Below are 21,257 nucleotides of genomic sequence, written 5' to 3' on the forward strand. Positions count from 1 at the left end.
CCAAGGTTGCGGCGGGGTCGCTGAGGCAAGCGTAGGAATGCACGAAATAGAACCTCTGTCCATCAAGCCCCGCCAACAGCTGGGACTGAGCCGGAACATGCACTTTTGACCAGCCCATATGCGGTAAACGCGCCGCTGGCAGAGCAGTCACCATTCCCGACCATTGATCCAGCCCGGCAGTGACTTCTCCGTTTTCGTCGCCGCTTTCAAACATGACCTGCAAGCCGACACAGATACCCAGTACCGGGCGACCTCCAGCGAGCCGACGTTCAATCATCAGAGGCGCCCGCGAGGCTTGCAGGGAACGCATTACTGCCGCGAAGGCTCCCACACCGGGAACGACCAAACCGTCTGCCTGGGCGACTTCAGTCGCGTCAGCCGAGAGCGATACTCGGGCTCCTGCCCGCTCGAGGGCGTGCGCGACGGAAAGCACATTGCCGTATCCGTGATCCAACACGACGACTTGAGGATTGGTCATGAGGCGTCCCCCCGCCCTTCTGAGTCCTCTCCCCAGACCGCGTCATCGGAGGAATCTGCCTGACCACGTTGACGCCGGCGTTCCTCACGCGAATCTTTAATGCCTTTGCCCAGCATCCGCAACGCTTTCCAGCGAGGAATGTCGACGGTATCAACCGCCCCGTCCACCTCCGCCGGATTGACCCTTCCCAGCACCAAATCTTCAATCTCCAGGGGCATTTGGGCAATGACCAGTCCCGCCGGTAAATCCGCCTCGAAAGCCTGATTAGCCCAGCGGCCTGCCAGGACTTGACCGGTCACTCCGGGTTCCTGTTCGGTACCGGGAGCCAGCAGGGCAGAAAACACGACCACGGGCATCCGAATAATCTCGGTCAGCGTAGACGCCACCGTATCCAAGTCCGAGTCCAGCTCATTGAGGCTTTCGACCAGCAGCGCCATCCCCCACTGTTCTTCGGTCAACTCCAGGTTTTGCACCACCAGTGCCCCGGCGTCCGTAGGCACCACCACCGCTGAAATCCCGCTCAACGCACACAGCGCCCCCAACGCTTCCGCTGAAGCCACTGGGGTCAGGAAACACGCGGTGGCGCGCCGGTTCACCAACGGAGGCTCGGATTCTTCGGGTAGATCCAGCGTTTCCTCCTGACTTGCAACCGAGGGTTCCGGTGCAAAGTCAACATCTCCCAGTTTGGCGATGAGGTCGGCAAACTCGGCATCGTAGGCCTGCTGATCGCCAGGCTTGTCCCCTCTGTCCTCAGGATTTCGGGCTTCTTGCGGTTCACTCATCACTAGCCTTTCCCGACGCTACAGAGTTCCTTTAGTGGAGGGAACGCCCACCACCCGCGGATCATATTCCACCGCGGCCTTTAACGCCCGCGCCAGAGCCTTAAATTGAGCCTCCACGATGTGGTGCGGGTCCCGGCCCGCCAACAGGCGCAGATGCAGACAAATCCCGGCATTCAGCGCCAGGGATTCAAACACGTGATAGGTCAGCGAACCGGTAAAGTGTCCGCCGATGAGGTGATACTGCTGGCCTTCCGGTTCCCCCTCGCAAACAACGTAGGGCCGTCCCGCCAAATCCACCACAGCATGAGCCAAAGCCTCATCCAGAGGCACGCACGCGTCACCGAAACGGCGGATACCGGCCTTGTCCCCCAACGCTTCGCGCAACGCCTGACCCAGAACTATGGCCGTATCTTCCACCGTGTGATGGACATCAATGTCGGTGTCTCCCGCTGCTTCAATATCCAAATCAATCAGGGAATGACGTGCCAAAGCGGTGAGCATATGGTCATAGAACGGCACCGTGGTGTGTATATTGGCTCGACCCATCCCGTCCAGATTCACCCGCACCTTTACCCGAGATTCCGACGTTTCCCGCGCGACCTGCGCCACCCGGGGCATCCGAGTTTCGTTCATTTCAATACCTCCTTTAGGGCGGAGAGAAACACCTCAGTTTCCTCCTCGGTGCCGACGCTGGCCCGCAACCAGCCCTCGGATCCGACTACGCGGATTAGCACGCCGCGGTCAAGTAAATCTTGCCAGACTTTTTGGCGGTCGCCGAACTTTCCAAAGAAAACAAAGTTCGTATCCGATTCTGCCACGCTCAACCCCATTTCTCGCAGGGTTTTCACCATCCGGTCACGAGTATGGCGCATTTTGTCCACCTGGGCTTGTAGCAAATCTGCCTGGGACAGTGCCGCCAGAGCTGCCGCCTGGGTCAGAGCCGACAGGTGATAGGGCAAACGCACCAGCATGAGCTGGGAAATAATCTGGGGATGAGCCGCCAGATACCCCAACCGCAGACCGGCCATCGCGAAAGCCTTGGACATAGTTCTGGACACCACCAGGTGCGGGTGTGCCGCCAACAGTTCCAGGGCGGAAGGTACCCCGTCACGGCGAAACTCGCCGTAGGCTTCGTCAATGACCACTAGGGTCGCGCTCCCGTGCGGTCCGCTGGTACGAGTAAAACTCAGGATTTCAGCCACGTCCGCGGAGCTCAGGTGGGTTCCCGTGGGATTGTTGGGCGAAGCCAGCACCAGCAGCGCCGGGTGAGCGCGGGCTACAGCTTGCTGTAATGCGGCCACGTCCACGGAAAAATCCTCCCGCCGCGGCACGTCCAACAACTCGGTCAGGGTGTTGCGGGCATATTCGGGATACATCGAGTACGTGGGCGAGGACGACAGCGCCGGATGTCCCGGTCCCCCAAAAGCGCTGAACAGATGATGCATGACCTCGTTAGAGCCATTAGCGGCCCACAACCATTCGGGAGCCACCCGCACTCCGGATTCCCGCTCCAGATAATCGCTCAAGGCCAGGCGTAGAGCCGGAAAATCCCGGTCGGGATAACGATGCAAACTTCCCGCTGCCTCGCGCACCGCCGCGGTAATCGCCTCGACCACGGGAGTCGGAACCGGATAGGGGTTTTCGTTCACATTGATGGCCACCGGCACCTGCAGCTGAGGTGCCCCGTAGGGTTCAAGCCCCGCCAAGTCGTCCCGCACGGGCAGTTGCAGGGAATCTTCCGGCGTGGCGAGGGCGTCTGTTGCACTCATTTACTTGCCTTCCCGACGTGCCAGCAGGGATGCTCCGTGGCCTTCCAGATCCTCGGCATGACTGAATACCACCAGGCGGTCGGTCAGCGCGTACGCAGCTTGTTGCGTGTATTCAATCTGTTGTACGGACTTTAGGAATGCCATCACGTTCAGTCCCGAAGCGTGGGAGGCGGTGCCTCCGGTGGGCAAGACGTGGTTGGAACCTGCCAGGTAGTCCCCCAGCGGCACCGGGGTATAGTCGCCGACAAAAATTGCCCCCGCATTGTGAATCTGTGCCGCCACTTCGCGGGCATCGGCGGTTTGAATTTCGAGGTGTTCAGCTCCGTAAGCGTTTGCCACGGCAATGGATTGTTCGATATCCCGAGTGAGGATGGCACCCGATTGCGGCCCGGAGAGGGCGGTGGTAATACGTTCGTGATGGTCACGTTGGGGAATTTGGCGCTCCAGTTCCGCTCTGACCTGGGTCAGAAGTTCGGTCGAGTCGGTAATGAGGACTGAAGCGGCTGCCGGGTCGTGTTCGGCTTGGCTAATCAGATCTGCGGCGACAAATTTTGGCGTGGCGCTGCTATCAGCAATGATGGCAATCTCGGTGGTGCCGGCTTCCGCGTCGATACCGCAAACGCTGGACACCAAACGTTTCGCGGCCGCAACATAGATATTGCCCGGACCGGTAATGACATCCACAGGTTCAACCAAAACCTGACCGTCGTCTGGCGTTTCTCCCATGGCGCCGTAAGCGAACGCACCAATCGCTCCGGCTCCGCCCATGGCATAAACTTCGCTCACGCCCAATAAGGCGCAGGTCGCCAACACGGTGGGGTGTACCGAGCCGTCGAAAGCCTGCTGCGCCGGGGAGGCCAAAGCAATCTGGCTCACCCCCGCCACCTGTGCCGCCACCACATTCATGATGACCGAACTGGGATAGACCGCGAGTCCGCCCGGAACGTACAGACCCACGCGCCGCACCGGAATCCAGCGTTGCGTAACGGTGCCGCCGGGAATAATTTCGGTGACGACCGGGCGAGGCAGCTGCGCCTCGTGACCTTTCCGGTTATTGGCAATGGACGTTTCAATCGCTTCGCGTAGCCCCGGATCGAGTTCCTGTAGGGCTCGCTCAATTTCAGCGGCCGGAACCCGCAACAGGCGAGGACGCACCCGGTCAAACTGCTCGGCTTGGTCACGCAAGGCTTTCGCACCTTCGCGGCGAACCGCATCGATTAGGGGCACCACCGCCTCCACCGCCCGCTCGACATTGAGAGCCGCCCGGGGCAGCCGCTCGCGCAGCACCGCGGCATCTACGTCTTCTGTTGAAAAATCCACTACGTTGAACACAGTAACATCTTACAGCTATCCCTTAGTAGCACCTTGGGTTAGACCAGCTACAATCCACTTACTGGCGAAAGAGAACAGTATCATGGTGGGAAAAATCGTCAACACAGCGGCTGCGGACATCGGTCCCCATTCGATGTTGAAACTAGATATGAAACTGTTCAAAGCAGTGGGAATTGTCCGTTTAGAATCCGAGTTTATTAGGGTTACAGACAAGAACAGCTCATTCCAGATATTGACAAAGTTAAAGATGAAAGTGGCTGTAATTCCTGGCAACATCACCGGTACGATAATCCGCCAAAGAGCGGAGAACCTGTTCAAACCATCAACCATGGCTGCCTCTTCGAGCGAGTCAGGGACGTTGTCGAAGAACCCTCGCAGCATAATCGAGGAGAATGGTATGGTCATGGCGATGTAGATGAGGATGAGACCCGCTCGAGTATCAACTAGACCCAGGGTGGTGAACATCTGGTAGAGCGGACCAAGAGCGATGAACATCGGTATCATCTGCGTGATGAGAAAGGCGATGAGCACCGCACCTTTCGATCGAAAAGTAAAACGTGACAGCGTATAACCGCTTAGCAGAGCAATCAACGTTGCCACAATCGAACCCAACAGGGCAACCGTCAGTGAGTTGAACATATAGGTGCCGAACTGAGCCTTGGAGAATAGATTCATGTAGTTTTCTAACGAAAAAACACGTGGCCAGTAGCGGACAGGATATTCCGCAATTTGATTGGCTGGCTTAAAAGACGTGAGGAGAATCCAATACAGCGGGAACACCGTAATGATAAACCACAGGCTCAAGCCACAAATTTTGATTATCTTAAGATACATCGGGGTTTTATTTAGCATCATTACTCCTCGTCAAGAGCAACAGATACACTCCGGTAAACACTGTGAGAACGCCGACCACGATGAAGCCCAGTGCGGAGGCCAAACCATAACTGCCCTGCTGGGTGAACTGAATCATCCAAGTTGTGGCGATGTGTGTCTGGTTGCCAGGTCCTCCTCCGGTCATCGCATAGATAATATCCGGGAAGTTAAAGATCCAGATTATGCGCAGTAAAACTGTGAGTATCAAGGTCGAACGAATTGAAGGAATGATGATGCTAAATAGGGTGCGCGTGCGGCTCGCGCCATCAATCGCCGCCGCCTCCAACATATCTTGAGGCACGGATTGCAAGGCAGCCAAAATCATGATTGCAAAGAAAGCCACTCCGTACCAGATGTTCGCGATAATCACGGCAACGAAAGCTAACTCCGGTTTCGCCAGCCAGGGGACGGGAGAATCCACGATACCGACCCGCATTAACAAATCATTGAACACACCGAACTCACTATTGAACATCCACCTGAAGAGTACGCCAATTAAAAACCCTGACACCGCCCAGGGGTAAAAAATAACGGCTTGATACAATCCCCTGAACCTGAATCGATTGCGCAACGCTAACGCTATCAAGAACCCGATTACGAACTGGGGAATGAGAGATGCAGTTACCCAAATGAGCGAGTTCACCATGGTGTGTAGAAACAGAGGATTCGAGATGAGTTCATGGAAGTTACCGAGACCAACAAACGGGGTGTCGTTGAGATTCCACAAGTTCCATTTACGGAAAGCCATCTGGGCACCACGTAGCATCGGATAGTAGGTGAAGATGGCTACAAAGATGAAAGCGGGAGCCAGAAACACCATTATCGTCAGGGCAGACCTGCTCGAGAATGGGCGTCGGCTGTGGGCGCGCCCGCTTTCGGCTAACGCACCCACAGCTTTCTTCCCTGAAAACATCGTAGCTACCCCTGCCACTTTTCTGTCCAGAACTTATCCCAGCCGGAGAGCATCTGGGCGGTGGTCATCTGACCCAAGAGGACCTTTTGCAAGTCCGCTTCTGAACGCTGCATCCATTCGGTCCACCAGGCAACTCCGCGAGGTTCCTCAACGGAAATCCAGGTATCTGGGTTAGACGTCATTTCTACGTAAGCAGCCCAGGGGCCAATCTTGAAGAATTCGTCTTCCCCGGCAGCCTGCAGAATCGGCACCAGAGAGTTTTCCTTCGCGAAAGTGGTGGAAGGATCGCCAGCCAGCCATTTCACCAGTTCTACTGCCTCAGCCTTGTGTTTAGAGAACTGCGTCACACCCCAGCCCGCCGTAGCCATCGGCCATGCGGCTTTCCCCGTCGGTCCCACTGGGTTGGGGGCAACACCCCACTGATCCTCAGTCAGGGACGACTCTTTCACCGTAGCGATTACCTCAGGATCTTGAAGCAGGAAGGCGGTAGAGCCATTGGTGAAGCCCTGCACCATTTCTGCGTACCCCCAGGAAACAGAGGATTCCGGGGAGCCTGTTTTGTATAGCTCCACATATTTGTCTAAGGCAGTTTGAGACTCGGGGGTCGTGAAAATCGTCTTGCCACTCTTAACCTTGTAGGCATTAGCTACGTCAAGGTTGTCTGCGTTGTAGGCTTCGAGAATACTCATCAGCTGCCCTGCAGAGTTGGGGCCACCACGGAAGGCATAACCGTAGCGATTTTGCGCGGGATTCTGAATCTTGGCTGCCTGTTCTACCAAGTCTTCCCACGACTTTGGTGCCCCCTCGAAACCAGCCTGTTTCACCAGGTCAGTCCGGTAAAACAAGCTCAGACCATAGAAACCGTAGGGAATAAAGTAGGACTTCCCATCAGCGTTGATGGTGAATTTTTGAGCCTGATCGGTGAGCTTATCGAGACCATCCCAATTTTTGAGTTCAGGAGCCATGTCGTAGAGCCACCCGTTATTGCTGAAAGGCCCCACAGTCAGATCACGAACTTCTAAAACATCAACCCCAGAACCGGACTGTAGCATTTGCTGTATCTTTTGATCCGCTTGCTCTGTTGGCGGAGAAATCAACTCTACCTTTATATTTGGATGTTCTTTCTCGAAGTCCTGAAGCAGACCTCGAATCAACTCAGTACGAGCAGGATTGGTCAGAGACTCCACCATTTGGAGCTTTACAGCTCCTTGTGAGTCATCTGCATCACTTGAGCTGCAACCAGTTAGCCCAAGGGTCAGGGCAAATGAGGCTGCAATTAACACGGCGATGTGTTTGCGCATTATTCCTCCTTAATCTTTGTTGTTCATAATGTTGGATTCAGTCGAAATCTGGCTCGCCCACTGGTGCAGCAGGGGAAGACCTTCGCTGGCGAGATAGTCAAAATCTGACAATGAGTTGTATATGTGGGTTGAAAAGCGAAGAAACCCTTGACCATGAAAACTTGTGAAAGATAACGCTATTCCCGTCGCTTCGATGAAGGGAATGCGCAACGCATCGCTCTGTTCGCGTGTACGTCCCAAACCGAGAGGCAAACGCGCCAGACGCAATGGACCAACTTTCTGCCCAACGTCGGGGAAAGGATCGTCCATCCACTGACGCAGCGTTACGTCAAGAATCTTCTCTCCCTCGTCAGCCAGATGACTGGACCACTGTCTAACTTTGTCCCAACCAACCGTCTCATCGATGAGATTCCAAGCAAAGGGCGCGGTGAGCCACGCTGTTGTGTCCATAGTTCCGGTGTGGTCAAAACGTTTGGGGAACTCGAGCTCTGCACCCCAGGAATCAATTAAGGGAAATAGCTCTTGATCAGCGTCACGCGAATAGAGCAAAGCAGCGCCGCGTGGCGCACAGGCAAACTTGTGCAAATTCCCGACCCAGTAATCTGCATCGAAGCAAATCGGATTTTCCAAAACGCCTGGGGAATGCGCCCCATCTACCAGGGTAGTAAACCCTAGTTCCCGAGCTTTTTTACAAATCTCGTTAGCCGGAAAACGTCGAGCCGTGGCTGAGGTAACCTGATCGATGACAAGCAACCCAGGGGGGATGTGTTGCATCTTTTCTGTCAGGATATCCACGACTTCTGCCGCTGTGGCGTTCAAGGGAACAGAAACCACATTGAAAGTTCCGCCTGTACGCTGAGACAAGCGCCTGGCTCCCATCGAAACCGCACCGTAACCGTGATCTGTTACCAGGGTGTGCACAGAACCTTGCGCCATAAATCTCTGATAGACAACCGATGCACCTGCCGAAACGTTGAACACAAAAGCCAGGTGTGAAGGGTCCACACTCAAATGCCGCGCCATCTCCTCGCGTGCTCTGCTTACCCGTTCGTGAGCCGCCGAGAACCAACTCACCGGGTTTTTCTCCATCAAGGTACGCAAGCGGTTTTGCTCAGCCTGCACCTCCACGGGTACTGCGCCAAAGGAACCGTGATTGAGGTGTTTACATCTAGGATCGAGAGACCAACTGGGACCTGAGTTATACGAATATACAGTGGAGAACTTCATCGTTCCGACCTCCTTGTCTGACAATTCTAGCACTTTGAGACATTAATGGGGATTATTTGGCATTTTTTTATTTAATTGTCTGACAATTCAAATTTTGGAGTGCTAGAACGTTTTACTTGTAAGGTAGAACTATGCAAGATGCGGTAGAACAAGCCCGCTTGGGGCTGTGCAGAATGATAGCCAGCGGGGAACTAAAACCGGGTCAATCCCTCCCCGCAGAGATTGAGCTGTGCGAACGCTTCGCTGTTTCGCGCAGCTCGCTTCGAGAAGCTCAGAAAATGCTGCGAGTAGCTGGAGTGTTAGATTTACAAAGGAACGCTAGCGCGCGCGTATCCCAACTAACACCAAAGAACGTGGTAGATGCACTTACCGCTATCGTCCCGCTGCTGCCCCTTGAGTCTTTCATCGAGTTATTCACCCTGAGGGAAATACTAGAAGGTTACTGCGCCGCCCAAGCAGCAGCAAGACTCTCAGATGTCCAAATCGAGAAGCTGGAGCAAATCGCTATGGATTTGAGGAAATGTGCCCCAGGGCACGAAGCTCAAATCCTTGATACAGAGTTCCACAAACTCATAACCAGTGCAGCGGACGACCAAGCCATAATTTCCCTGCTCAAAGTGCTGCGTCAACGCGGTAGGGATTACCACATTTATGAAGAACCGGAACGACTTGACTTGAAAAAAGTTAGCGATAACGCTCACCTAGAGATTGTCCAAGCTATAAAAAAACGCGACCCCGAACGAGCCTCATTCTTGGCACGAACCCACGTCCACACCACTAAAACCTGGCTAGAGACTTACCGTCCAAACCCAGACCTTTTTTCTAATAACCTTGAGGATGTCTAGGCACCACAAGTTCGTAAAAAGCCCACTCTGCAGAGAACATGGTGAAGATTTAGAGGCTAGAAGCGTCAAATAGAGTCGTATTCGACAGAGTCTGATCCGGGTGAGACTCCACCGGGGAAATCATGGCAATTTCAGCAGCCGCATTGGATTCTAAGGGGTCAGTTCCGGGGGCAATAATCGAGTCATATCCCAGCATGGCGCGCAGTTCGCCTAAGAAATCCGGCCCGGCATTAACCAGGTGTTCGGATCCCAAGTCCAGAACCTGCAGCTCCCCTTCCTCCAAAATATGTAAACGTACGGGAGCTTGACCGGGGAAACGTTCCAGCAAGGCACCAAAGGCACGCATGTTCTCCGCCGTGCAACGCTCAGCGGGTAGCAATAAATCAACTTCGTCCAGATGATCCAGATGCAACGATAAGTTCGGCACGCTCAGGTCACTGGCGTAAATCGAAACAGATTCATCCTCTCGGTGCAGCCGTCCACCGACCACCACGATATTGTCTTGGATTAGGTCACCGGCAATATTTTCGTAGGTTTTCGCAAAGAAAAGCACTTCCACAGAACCGGTCATGTCCTCGATTTTCGCAATCGCCCACTGCTGACCGGAGCGTTTGGAAATCTTTACATTTACCGCGGTTACCAGACCGGCAATTTTGACCGGGGAATCATTACCTTTGCCCTCATCCGAGGTCAGATCCACGATACGATCCTCAGCCAAACCTTCCAACACCCGTTTCATCCCCGAGAGCGGATGATCCGAGACGTACATGCCCAACATTTCCCGTTCAAACGCGAGCAACTCGTTCTTGGGCCACTCCGGGATATCGGGGATATCGACGCTGGCTGAGCCCAACAGGTTGTCCTGGGTTCCGGCCCCATCCATCTCTAGGGCGGCGAACAGGTCAAACTGTCCGTTAGACTCTTGACGCTTCGTAGACACCACCGCGTCTACTGCTTGTTCATGAATCGCGGTAAGCGCGCGGCGTGAGACCCCGAACGTGTCGAAAGCTCCGGCCTTAATTAGCGAACCGATGGTGCGTTTATTGCAGACTTCCGCCGGAACTTTTTTCAGGAAGTCCGAAAAGGACGTGTAGGCACCTTTTTCTTGGCGTGCCTTGATGATTTCCGCAACTACGTTTTCTCCGACGTTACGAATCGAGGCCAATCCAAAACGAATGTCGTTTCCGTCAGGGGCGAAAGCTCCGTAAGACTGGTTCACGTCGGGAGGCAAGACCCTAATCCCCATGCGACGCACCTCGTTCAGATACATCCCCAGCTTGTCTTTATCCGTCTGAGTAGTCAGCACGGCAGCCATGTATTCGGTCGGAAAGTTTGCCTTGAGATAGGCTGTCCAATACGCAATCAACCCGTAAGCTGCCGAGTGGGATTTGTTAAACGCATAGTCGGCGAAAGGTACCAAAATTTCCCACAGGGTTTTGCAGCAATCCTCAGAATAACCGTGTTCAATCATTCCGTCGTGAAATTTCACGTATTGCTTGTCCAGGACATCTTTCTTCTTTTTGCCCATGGCTTTACGCAAAATATCGGCCTGTCCCAGGGTGAATCCGGCGACTTTCTGGGCGATAGCCATGACCTGTTCCTGGTAGATAATCAGACCGTAGGTGTAGCCGAGGATATCTTTCAGCGGTTCTTCCAGCTCACGATGAATCGGCTCAATCTTTTGCAGCCCGTTTTTCCGAAATGCATAGTTCGTGTGGGAATTCGCCCCCATCGGCCCAGGTCGATACAGTGCCACCAGAGCGGAGATATCGTCGAACTCGGTAGGTCGCAGCTGCTTCAGCAGGGTGCGCATACCCCCGCCATCAAGCTGAAACACCCCCAGGGTCTCACCGGTTGACAAAAGTTCGTACGTCGCCTTGTCATCAACATCCAAACGTTCCAGGTCAGGTGCGGTTTTCCCGTTAATTTTAATGTTGTCCAGGGCGTCGGAAATAATGGTGAGGTTCTTTAGCCCCAAGAAGTCCATCTTCAGCAGACCCAGGTGCTCACAAGTCGGGTAGTCAAACTGGGTAATCATGGCTCCATCTTGCAGACGTTTCATCATGGGGATGACGTCGGTCAAGGTTTCCCGCGACATGATGACCGCACAGGCATGCACTCCCCATTGGCGAACCATGCCTTCCACCCCGGCTGCTAGGTCGAAGATTTGGCGGTTAAACGGATCCTCGGCCACAACTTTGCGGAATTCCTCGGCCTCTTTGTAGCGGGGATGCTGCGAATTGTACATGCCGGACAACGGGATATCTTTGCCCATGACCGCGGGCGGCATCGCTTTAGTGAGCTTCTCTCCTTTTGAGAAATCCGCCCCCGAAATGCGCGCCGCGTCCTTAAGGGCTTGCTTCGATTTAATCGTGCCATAGGTCACGACCTGAGACACCTTGTCCTTGCCGTATTTACGGGTCACGTAGTCGATGACGTCCTGACGGCGACGATCGTCGAAATCGACGTCGATATCCGGCATAGACACCCGCTCAGGGTTGAGGAAACGTTCAAACAACAGTCCATGCTTGATGGGATCCAAATCCGTGATGCGCATAGCGTAGGCGACCATGGAGCCAGCTCCGGAGCCGCGCCCGGGACCGACGCGAATTCCTTTATCTTTCGCCCATTGGATGTAGTCCGAGACGATCAGGAAGTACGAGGGAAATCCCATTTGGATAATAATCTCAACCTCGTAGTCGGCGCGTTTGCGGACTTCCTCAGAGATACCGTTCGGGAACCGATACTGTAAACCACGTTCGACTTCCTTAATGAACCAGGATACTTCGTCCTCTCCAGCTGGCACCGGGAAAACCGGCATGAAGGTGCCTTCCTTCACGTCTGGGAATTCAACGTTGCACTGCTCGGCAATCAACAGGGTATTGTCCAGAGCCTCGGGGATTTCCGCAAACAGTTCGTGCATTTCTTCGCTGGGTCGCAGATAGTAATCCGTGCCGTCAAAGCGGAATCTATCCGGGTTGGACAGCCGATCCCCGGAGTTGATGCACAGCATCGCGTCTTGAATTTCCCGGTCTTCCTTATAGACATAGTGAGAGTCATTGGTGGCAATGACAGGTGCATTGATTTCCCGAGCTAAGCGCAGCAAGTCTTTGCGTACGCGGTTTTCGATGGATAGACCGTGATCCATCAGCTCCACATAAAAATTGTCTTTGCCAAAGATGTCCTGCAGCTCCCCGGCAGCCCGCCGGGCCTCCTGGTACTGCCCCAACCGCAACCGGGTCTGGACCTCCCCGGAGGGACAGCCTGCCGTACCAATGAGCCCCTCGTGATAGCGCTCCAACAGTTCCCGATCAGCCCGCGGCCATTTTCCCATCTGTCCGTCCAGGGAGGCATAAGAGCCCAGCCGGAACAGGTTGTGCATTCCCTCGGTAGTTTGGGACAACAGCGTCATATGCGTATAGGCACCTCGAGCGGACACGTCGTCACCGGCCTTTTGCTGTTCCAAAGTCCCCCACTGCACTTTCGTGGTGTCGAAACGCGAAGTTCCCGGAGTGACATAGGCTTCCAAGCCGATAATGGGTTTAATCCCGGCATCATGACATTCTTGATAAAACTCAAAAGCCCCGAACAGGTAACCATGATCGGTGATCGCCACGGCCTTTTGCTGGTTTTCTACCGCTTTGGCGACCAGCCGCTTAATCTTTGCCGCCCCATCCAAAATCGAGTAGTCAGTGTGGACATGAAGATGGACGAAATCGGATTTGGGCATGGGTTAATCTTAGTCGATTTTTGCTTAGTGAAGCTCCGCAGCCCTAGTCTCCCAGGTGGGGCCGCGAGTCGCGAATTTCGGCCTGACTATTGACGCAAAAGCTCTAAAGCTGCCGCTAAATCTGCTGGTAGCGGAGCCTGCACCGCGACTTCCAGCCCGGTTCGCGGGTGTTTAAACGCCAGCCGACTGGCATGCAGCCATTGCCGCTCCAGTCCCAGCCGAGCCGCCGTTTTCCGATCCGCTCCATATTCTGTATCACCTACCAAGGGGTGCCCGATAGCCGCGAGATGCACGCGAATCTGGTGGGTACGTCCCGTCTCCAGCTGGACTTTCAACAAAGTTGCTCCCGAAAGTTCCTCGGTGACGTCGTAGTGCGTCACCGCGGGCTTTCCACCGGACACCACCGCCATCTTAAACTCACGCCCCGGCGCCCGTCCGATGGGGGCATCAATAGTTCCTACTGGGGGTTTTACCCTTCCCGTGGCTAGGGCGGTATAAATTTTTTCGACCCGGTGGTAGCGAAACTCGTTTTTCAGTTTGCCGTAGGCGAGTTCCGATTTTGCGACCACCATCGCTCCCGATGTTCCCGCGTCTAAACGATGCACGATACCTTCGCGTTCCACCGGACCGGAAGTTGACACCGGAATCCCGGCAGCACGCAGCGCCCCAACTACCGTAGGCCCCTCCCAACCGGGGCCGGTGTGAGCGGCGACCCCGGCCGGCTTGTCCACCACCACCAAATCATCATCGGCATATAAAATTCCCAAGTTTTCCACGCGGGTGACTTCGGGAACATAGCCGGTAGGTTCGGGAATTTCGATTTCCAACAGACTTCCCGGGGTCAGTTGATCGGATTTTTTCAGAGTCTCGCCGTTTTGCGTGGCCGCTCCCGATTCCAAAAGAGTTCCCGCTTTTGCTCGTGACAGCCCCAAAAGCCGCGACAATCCCACGTCAGCGCGAAGCCCCGCAAGCCCCTCCGGTACCGGCAACAAACGACTCACTAATCTTTATCCTTTTCGAGACCATCCTGACCTGTACCCGCTTCGGCGCACCTCGGTTTGGGTTCGGATTGAGGAGTGGCGAACAGCGGTACGCCGCGAACCAGCAAAACGAAGACTACCGCTACCCCAACAACTACGAAAATGTCAGCCACATTGCCGACGAACCAACCGAAGTAATCGATAAAGTCAACGACCTCTCCGGTACCCCATGTCGGACCTTGGAACCTATCTACCAGGTTCGCCAGTCCCCCTCCCGACACAACCGCCAAGGTGTAAGCCCACATCCGGCTATGTGTCGAGAAAGACAACACAGTCAATATAAACACCAATATCAAGCTAAATATGGTCACGACCAGGGTCTGGCCCTGACCAATGGACAAAGCGGCACCGGGGTTGTGAGTGAGGTGCAAAGTTACGTATGAGCCCAGCAGGGGCTGCGGCTCTGTACCGGCAACCAGGAAACGCTGGGCCAGGCGTTTCGTCATCTGGTCGATGCCGCCCACCACCACCATGATTAAAAGCACCATCAGCCAGCGGGAGAAACGGTGGGGATCTCCCGTCGGCTGATGACTAAAGATGGATTTGAACGACAACTTAGTTGGTCGGTGCGGAACTCGCCAAGTCCGAAAGAATGCCTTCCAAGAACGAACTCATCTTGGCGCGATACTCGGATTCGAAAGTCTTGAGCTCTTCAATCTTGCGCTCCAACATGCCGCGTTCTTGCTCCAACTGCGCCAGGACGCGGGAATGCTCTTGCTCTGCCTCGGCAATAATCCGATCGGCTTCGACGCGAGCATCGGCAATGATTTCTTCGCCCTTCTTTTGGCCGTCTTGCACGTATTCGTCGTGCAGACGTTGCGCCATATCCAGCATGGAGACCGCAGAAGTCGACTCGGGGGCCTCTGCAGTAGCCGGAGCAGATTCCACCACCGGGGTAGGTTCGGGAGTGGCCGGCTCGGGAGTTGCTTCTGCCACTGGCGCCACACCGCTGCTCAGTTCGGCAATCTTGCGGTTTGCTTCATCCAGCTCGGCCCGGAGCGCATCACGCTCTTTGGTCAGGGTATCGAGGGTATTCACCACCTCGTCCAAGAAATCGTCCACTTCATCCTGGTCATAGCCTTCGCGGAATTTCGTGGGCTGAAACTTCTTGTTGACGATGTCATCTGTGGTGAGCAACGCCATATTCGTCACCTCGTCCGTATCAGGGGGCTTGCGCCCCGATTTCCAAAACCTTTTGGGCATTCGCACGTTTTGTACAAAAGACATTGTTACACATTTTTTGTTACTTGTGTGAATACTGAGGTTTAAAACTTACTCCGAAAGAGGGGAAATTTGCTAATTGCCCAGAGCGATGAAAATGGAAAAACGGCGTCTAAACCATAAAAGTGAGCCTGACCACCAACCATTGCAGTCCGAACAGGAGGATGAACAACACTAAAAACCCCATGTCAAGCGCCAATCCGCCGATACGAAGCGGAGGTATCAAACGCCCAAAAAAGCGTACCGGTGGATCTGTCAAGGCATAAATCAAGTTAGCCAACACCAAAATAATTCCCCGGGGGCGCCAATCTCTAGCCAAAATCTGGACCCAGTCCAGAACTACCCTCAGAACCAGGATGAAAACATAGACGTTTATCACGTAGTAAATAACCAAGCCGATGAGTCGTACCATATCCACGCAGACAATCCTACCTGACAGCGCTCGGCTAAACAGACCAAGTTTCCCCCACCACTAGATGCGATGGGGGAACCTCAGAATGGAAGGAAATTAGCAGTCACAAAGTCTGCAAAAGGGAGGCCGAGCGATTCGGACTAGCCTCGATAGTCTTAAGGTTCTGCGGGGAAAGCAGGAACACTCGGGTGCCAACTTCCTCAAAAGAACCGCGCAGACCGTAAGTCAAGCCGGAAGCAAAGTCCACCATGCGCTGTGCTTCCTTGGCGGAAAGATAAGCCAGGTTGAGGATGACTGGCACATTTTCGCGCAAGTAGTCTCCTATTTCTTTGGCATCCGAGTACGTGGTGGGCTTGGCCGTCTTAATCCGGTCAATAGTGCCAATTGGCGCCTCAGCAGGAGCGTCCGGGTGGGTGTGCGGAGCAGTTTCCGATTCGGTGGAACCGGGAAATTCATGAAGCTCACCCAAAGGAGCTTCATCTTCGAGGAATTCCTCATCTTCGTAATCGTCGATGTCGGGTTCCCGCAAGCCGACCTTCTCTAAAACGTTACGCAGCGCCAGACCCATAATTTCTCCCCTAGGTTTCGGTGTGATTTGGACAACTGGAATGAGACTATGCGAAGACCGGTGGTTTATTGGGGAATTTTTACGGAGTGTCGCTAATCAGAGCGAAAAATTGCGAAAGCCGCCCCGTCGATGACTGTTAGTCAACGACGGGAACGGTTTCTTTTGGGAGAGAGGAAAAAGTTTCGAGCTGCGCCGGTATCACCCCTGGAGCGCAGTGGAATTATTTCAAAAAGTCCGGAATGTCGAGTTCATCGTCTGCCGCGATGTCGTCAAAGACGTGTTCCAGGCGCAGTGCTGGCGCACGCTGTTCCCGGGAGGAATCAACATAGTCCGGTACGCTCGCCGCATCGGGCGACACTGGACGAATCCCTGAGGTAACGGCTAGAGGCTCCCGCTTTGCGTCAGGAATTCCGTTCAGGCCGGTGAGTTTGATTTCCGGTTGATGCGTCTCTGACTTGGGCCGCAAGGCGCCCACCGCCTCGGTTCCAGCGGGGAACTTCGGGGCTTTCAACTCGGGAACTTTCGCAGCCGGTTCGTGGCGGTGCTGAGCCAGCCGGGCCTCGATTCCGTCAAGGATTTCTTCCTTTTCAGAAGCAGGTTCAGCAGTTGCCGGGGCGGGCTTCGGCGTCGCCGGAGCTTCCGCATTCGGCTGCGGTGCCGTCTGCTGGCTCGGTTCGTTAGTCCGGGGCGAAGCCGGCTGCTTGGCACTCGGAGCGGCCGGGGCGGGACGCGCTGCTGTGGCACGGGCGGCAGATGACTTCTGAGCGGCATGCGCGGAGGTGGCATATCCACCCTTGCCTTCAAAGCCCGCGGCGATAACCGTGACTTTAATCTCATCAGCAAATTCTTCGTTCGGGGCGTAACCGATAATGACGTTAGCGTCTGGATCGGCCAGTTCGCGAACCATCTGGGCAGCATCGTTCATCTCTTGCATCCCTAGGTCCGTCCCGCCTTGGAAGAAGATGAGCACACGGTCAGCCCCGTCCATAGAGCTTTCTAGCAGCGGCGAAGAGATTGCCATCTCTACTGAGCTGAGAGCCCGATCCGGGCCAGTAGCGGTGCCAATGCCCATCAATGCGGTCTTGGCATCTTTCAAAGTGGTGGTCACGTCAGCGAAGTCGACATTGATGGTACCGGGGATGGTGATGATTTCGGTGATGCCCTGTACGGAGGATTGCAGGACCTGGTCAGCGGCACGGAAGGCTTCCAGTACCGAGAGGTTGGCATCCGTAGATTCCAACAGACGTTGGTTAGGAATGACAATGAGGGCATCAACTTGTTCACGCAGCGCTTCGATACCTCGATCGGCTTGTTGCTCTCGACGACGTCCCTCAAATTGGAAAGGCCGAGTAACCACACCGATGGTCAAAGCGCCGAGCTCACGGGCGATACCGGCCACAATCGGTGCCGCGCCCGTGCCGGTGCCGCCACCCTCACCAGCGGTGACAAAAACCATGTTGGAATCGCGCAGCGCCTCACGGATATCTTCCTCGTGAGCAGACGCTGCCGCTTTGCCAACTTCGGGATCAGCTCCAGCGCCCAACCCGCGGGTGGACTCCCTGCCAATCTCGAGTTTGACATCAGCATCCGACATCAGCAGGTCTTGTGCATCGGTGTTAATCGCGATGAACTCGACCCCGCGCAGATTTGATTCAATCATCCGGTTTACCGCGTTGACACCGCCGCCTCCGACGCCTACGACGCGGATGACTGCCAGTGGTGCTGGTTCCATCATGGTTTTCCCCTTCCAACCTTAACCTTGAACTTAAGGGTTAAAGTAATGCCGTCTTTTTGACGCCAGAAATTTAGTGAGTGTTGTGCAATTAACCGGGATGCGCTTCGGCGTGTTTTGGAATTTCAGATTTTTGACGCAGTTTAATTCCCGGCGGCCACACTGTTAGACTGCGAAAGGCAAAATCAATTTTCACTATCTAAAGGAAAAACAATGGTTTTTAAAAAAATTATCAGCCTGGCGGCGGGCCTCGCCGTAGCTTTTTCTTTGACCGCTTGCGGCGGCGATTCATCTAACAACGCCGGCACCGAAGGGGGCAACACCGCGAAAAGCGCGGGCGACAAGTTCGTGGTCGGCTTTGACGCGAACTTCCCGCCTTACGGCTACAAGGACGAAACGACTGGAGAATACACCGGTTTCGACTTGGATCTAGCTGCCGAGGTAGCGGAACGCAACGACTGGACCCTGGAAAAGAAACCTATTGACTGGGATGCCAAAGATATGCAACTCGATTCGGGATCGGTGGACTGTTTGTGGAACGGTTTCACCATGAACGGCCGCGAGGACAAGTACACCTGGTCAAAACCTTATGTAGATAACTCCATTGTTTTTGTAACCCGCAGCGCTGACAACCTAAAAGACGCCGCGGCTCTGGAGGGCAAGACCGTCATTGTGCAGGCTGATTCTTCCGGTTTGGCAGCCCTGGAGGACGAAGCCAACAAGGATTTGCTCGCTTCGTTCAAAGCCCTGAACAAAGTTCCCGACTACAACAACGCGTTCATGAGTCTGGAAGCCGGGGCGGCCGATGCGGTGGCCGTGGACATCGGTGTCGCCAACTACCAGCTGGAGACGCGAAAGAAGGGACTGTTCACCATCATGGAAAAGCCGGTGCAGACCGAACAGTACGGCGTGGGCTTCAAACTCGGCAACGAAGCCCTGCGCGACCAGGTACAAACCACCTTGGATGAGATGATTGCGGACGGTAAGTTCATGGAACTGGCCCAGAAGTACGGCTTGGAAAACGCCGTCATCACCAAGTAAACGTAGCCAAAGTTGAGTTTTCGGTGTCCCTCTTAGCGCGGGACAGCGGTCAGCGGCACCGAAAACTCCTCAGTTTTAGAATGCAACATGAACGAGTGGACTTTCCTTCCTGAACTGGCCTTGGGCTTTGGTCGGACCGTGATTCTGTTCGCGTTGACACTGGTCATTTCCCTCCCCCTGGGATTACTGGTGTACGCCGGGCGGGTGGTCCCTTTTAAACCCCTGAACTGGATAGTTCAGTTCTATATCTCGATTATGCGCGGCACTCCCTTGATGCTGCAGCTCATGGTCGTTTATTTCGGGCCCTATTACCTGTTCAAAGTGCCTATCAGCGCGTCTTACAATTTTTGGGCTGCCATCATTGCCTTTTCAATCAACTACGCTGCCTATTTCGCCGAAATTTATCGCGGCGGTTTCCAGGCTATCCCCCAAGGGCAAACCGAAGCGGCGTTTGTCCTGGGCTATTCCCAGCAGCGCACTTTCTATACCATCAAATTGCCCCAGATGTTTCGCACGGTGCTGCCTTCCATCACTAACGAAGTCATCACCCTGGTCAAGGACACGTCCCTAGCCCAGGTCATTTCTTTCTTGGAAATGTTTTCTATCGCCAGGGAATACGCCTCCACCACCGCTTCCATGGCACCTTTCGTCGCTGCCGGCATTTTCTATTACGTCTTTAACATGGTGGTGGCCGTGACCATGAACAAGTTGGAAAAACGCGTCAGCAAGTATCAAATCTGAAACAGTCACCAGCAAAGCAGGGAATCATGAGCACCGCACTATCTATTAAAGACATGCACAAGAGCTTCGGCGATTTGGAAGTCCTGAAGGGTGTCTGCGTACAGGTCGAGCAGGGCGAGGTCCTGGCGATTCTGGGCCCTTCCGGTTCGGGGAAGTCCACCTTGCTGCGCTGTGCCACTTTCCTGGACTACATGGATTCCGGGAGCATCGAATACTTCGGAGAAACCGCTCTGACCATGAAAAACGGGGAAAAAACCTCGAGCGGTGATGAAAAACGGTTCCGGCATGACTACGGATTGGTGTTCCAGAATTTCAACCTGTTCCCACACTGGAACGTCATGCGTAACCTCACCGACGCCCCAATCAAAGTTCAGCATCGCAATCCCGCTGAAGTCCGCACCGAAGCCCAACAGCTCCTGGAGCGCATGAACCTGGCAGACAAAGGCAACGCTTACCCCTCCGAGCTGAGCGGGGGTCAAAAGCAGCGCGTGGCCATCGCCCGGGCGCTCGCGTTGAAACCGCGAATGCTGTACTTTGACGAACCGACTTCCGCGCTGGACCCGGAGCTGACTGGTGAAATCCTAGCCATTATCCGCTCTCTGGCTGACGAACGCATGACGATGGTTATTGTCACTCACGAGATGGAGTTCGCCGCCCAGGTCGCTGACCGCGCCGTTTTCATGGACGGCGGGACCGTATTGGAAGAAGGCCCCGCGGAACAGCTCATTCACCACCCCACTCAGGAGCGCACTCGCCAGTTCCTCCACAAACTCCAGGGCGAACAGCCACGCTAACGCCGCTTTTGACCAGGCTGCGGCAAAGCTAAGCAGATTGGGATTCCGGGTGAGACTCGGCAGCCGATGATTCCGCGGCGCTGGCCGAGTCATGCGACATCTGCATCCGCGCCAGGGATGTCAGCATCCGAATCTCGGGGCCCAGGCGCCGCACGGAGGGGAAATTCGTCTGTTCCAGCCCTCCCAACAGCAGCAAAGCGTCAAATCCTTGGTTGCATTCCAGCAGTGCTCGCGCCCGCAGCAGCCGCGCCATGAACCGTGCGTCCCCTTCGGTTCCTTGCAGCAACAGACCGTCAGGTAGGGGATGCGAATCCAGCAGCCCCAGAGAGGACGACACTTCGACATTGCCGTTACGTTCGTCATAACGGGCCGCCAGAGTGGCGGGCGCCCGGCCCCGCCAAACACCAGCCCGGGGGGCGGCCGGGGGGGGGAAGGCGGGGGGCGCGGGGGAAAGACGA

General features: G+C 54.9%; 20 protein-coding genes and 1 pseudogene. 4 read left to right on the forward strand and 17 right to left on the reverse strand.

Going from position 1 to position 21,257, the window contains the following annotated elements; translation table 11 throughout:
- The 9 genes from hisH to AC5LBQ_RS07320 all read right to left on the reverse strand — a co-directional run.
- Positions 1 to 478, reverse strand: a 478-nt coding sequence (hisH, locus tag AC5LBQ_RS07280; protein WP_493265061.1) for an imidazole glycerol phosphate synthase subunit HisH, incomplete at its 3' end; no start/stop codon positions are given.
- A complete protein-coding gene (locus AC5LBQ_RS07285) occupies positions 475 to 1,260 on the reverse strand; it encodes a hypothetical protein (protein ID WP_493265062.1) in 786 nt (261 codons plus the stop codon). The genes AC5LBQ_RS07285 and hisH, both read right to left, overlap by 4 nt.
- Positions 1,261 to 1,278: 18 nt before the next feature.
- Positions 1,279 to 1,893, reverse strand: coding sequence for an imidazoleglycerol-phosphate dehydratase HisB (gene hisB, locus AC5LBQ_RS07290; protein WP_493265063.1), 615 nt, complete (start codon positions 1,891 to 1,893; stop codon positions 1,279 to 1,281).
- A complete protein-coding gene (locus AC5LBQ_RS07295; protein WP_493265064.1) occupies positions 1,890 to 3,029 on the reverse strand; it encodes a histidinol-phosphate transaminase in 1,140 nt (379 codons plus the stop codon). The genes hisB and AC5LBQ_RS07295 overlap by 4 nt, the downstream gene beginning before the upstream one ends.
- Complete coding sequence (hisD, locus tag AC5LBQ_RS07300) at positions 3,030 to 4,361, reverse strand: histidinol dehydrogenase (protein ID WP_493265065.1); 1,332 nt, start codon at positions 4,359 to 4,361, stop codon at positions 3,030 to 3,032.
- A gap of 15 nt (positions 4,362 to 4,376) precedes the next feature.
- A complete protein-coding gene (locus AC5LBQ_RS07305; RefSeq protein ID WP_493265066.1) occupies positions 4,377 to 5,216 on the reverse strand; it encodes a carbohydrate ABC transporter permease in 840 nt (279 codons plus the stop codon).
- Positions 5,203 to 6,126, reverse strand: a complete 924-nt coding sequence (locus tag AC5LBQ_RS07310) for a carbohydrate ABC transporter permease (protein ID WP_493265067.1) — start codon at positions 6,124 to 6,126, stop codon at positions 5,203 to 5,205. The genes AC5LBQ_RS07305 and AC5LBQ_RS07310 overlap by 14 nt, the downstream gene beginning before the upstream one ends.
- A 26-nt stretch (positions 6,127 to 6,152) precedes the next feature.
- Entirely contained in the window at positions 6,153 to 7,448 is a 1,296-nt protein-coding gene (locus AC5LBQ_RS07315; RefSeq protein ID WP_493265068.1) for an ABC transporter substrate-binding protein, read from the reverse strand.
- 9 nt (positions 7,449 to 7,457) lie between these two features.
- Positions 7,458 to 8,675 carry an aminotransferase class V-fold PLP-dependent enzyme gene (locus AC5LBQ_RS07320; protein WP_493265069.1) on the reverse strand — a complete coding sequence of 406 codons (1,218 nt, stop codon included), beginning with the start codon at positions 8,673 to 8,675 and terminating at the stop codon, positions 7,458 to 7,460.
- A 131-nt stretch (positions 8,676 to 8,806) separates the two neighbouring features.
- On the opposite strand from AC5LBQ_RS07320, the gene AC5LBQ_RS07325 reads away from it, so the two are divergent.
- Positions 8,807 to 9,520: a FadR/GntR family transcriptional regulator gene (locus AC5LBQ_RS07325; RefSeq protein WP_493265070.1), complete on the forward strand. Its 714-nt coding sequence runs from the start codon at positions 8,807 to 8,809 to the stop codon at positions 9,518 to 9,520.
- A gap of 49 nt (positions 9,521 to 9,569) precedes the next feature.
- On the opposite strand, the gene dnaE is transcribed toward AC5LBQ_RS07325, so the two are convergent.
- From dnaE to ftsZ, 7 genes are all read right to left on the reverse strand, one after another.
- Positions 9,570 to 13,250, reverse strand: a complete 3,681-nt coding sequence (gene dnaE, locus AC5LBQ_RS07330) for a DNA polymerase III subunit alpha (protein WP_493265071.1) — start codon at positions 13,248 to 13,250, stop codon at positions 9,570 to 9,572.
- A gap of 86 nt (positions 13,251 to 13,336) precedes the next feature.
- Positions 13,337 to 14,251 (reverse strand): RluA family pseudouridine synthase, encoded by a 915-nt coding sequence (locus AC5LBQ_RS07335; protein WP_295027123.1) that lies wholly within the window; start codon positions 14,249 to 14,251, stop codon positions 13,337 to 13,339.
- A complete protein-coding gene (locus AC5LBQ_RS07340) occupies positions 14,251 to 14,778 on the reverse strand; it encodes a signal peptidase II (protein ID WP_493265072.1) in 528 nt (175 codons plus the stop codon). The genes AC5LBQ_RS07335 and AC5LBQ_RS07340 overlap by 1 nt, the downstream gene beginning before the upstream one ends.
- A 67-nt stretch (positions 14,779 to 14,845) precedes the next feature.
- Positions 14,846 to 15,433 carry a DivIVA domain-containing protein gene (locus tag AC5LBQ_RS07345; RefSeq protein WP_493265076.1) on the reverse strand — a complete coding sequence of 196 codons (588 nt, stop codon included), beginning with the start codon at positions 15,431 to 15,433 and terminating at the stop codon, positions 14,846 to 14,848.
- Between the two features lie 190 nt (positions 15,434 to 15,623).
- Complete coding sequence (locus tag AC5LBQ_RS07350; protein WP_282922661.1) at positions 15,624 to 15,923, reverse strand: YggT family protein; 300 nt, start codon at positions 15,921 to 15,923, stop codon at positions 15,624 to 15,626.
- A 103-nt stretch (positions 15,924 to 16,026) separates the two neighbouring features.
- On the reverse strand, positions 16,027 to 16,491 hold the full coding sequence (locus tag AC5LBQ_RS07355) for a cell division protein SepF (RefSeq protein ID WP_493265073.1): 465 nt from the start codon (positions 16,489 to 16,491) through the stop codon (positions 16,027 to 16,029).
- Between the two features lie 220 nt (positions 16,492 to 16,711).
- Positions 16,712 to 18,223, reverse strand: a complete 1,512-nt coding sequence (ftsZ, locus tag AC5LBQ_RS07360; RefSeq protein ID WP_295027199.1) for a cell division protein FtsZ — start codon at positions 18,221 to 18,223, stop codon at positions 16,712 to 16,714.
- Positions 18,224 to 18,436: 213 nt separating this feature from the next.
- Here ftsZ and AC5LBQ_RS07365 point away from each other — a divergent pair, with 213 nt between their 5' ends.
- The 3 genes from AC5LBQ_RS07365 to AC5LBQ_RS07375 all read left to right on the forward strand — a co-directional run bounded on the left by AC5LBQ_RS07365 (position 18,437) and on the right by AC5LBQ_RS07375 (position 20,799).
- Positions 18,437 to 19,264, forward strand: a complete 828-nt coding sequence (locus tag AC5LBQ_RS07365; RefSeq protein WP_493265074.1) for a transporter substrate-binding domain-containing protein — start codon at positions 18,437 to 18,439, stop codon at positions 19,262 to 19,264.
- 87 nt (positions 19,265 to 19,351) lie between these two features.
- Positions 19,352 to 20,005, forward strand: coding sequence for an amino acid ABC transporter permease (locus AC5LBQ_RS07370; protein ID WP_295027130.1), 654 nt, complete (start codon positions 19,352 to 19,354; stop codon positions 20,003 to 20,005).
- Between the two features lie 26 nt (positions 20,006 to 20,031).
- Entirely contained in the window at positions 20,032 to 20,799 is a 768-nt protein-coding gene (locus AC5LBQ_RS07375) for an amino acid ABC transporter ATP-binding protein (protein ID WP_493265075.1), read from the forward strand.
- 28 nt (positions 20,800 to 20,827) lie between these two features.
- On the opposite strand, the pseudogene AC5LBQ_RS07380 reads toward AC5LBQ_RS07375, so the two are convergent.
- Positions 20,828 to 21,257 (reverse strand): annotated as a pseudogene (locus AC5LBQ_RS07380) (hypothetical protein); the annotation flags it as partial.

It is taken from the genome of Mobiluncus sp. (genome assembly GCF_985070215.1).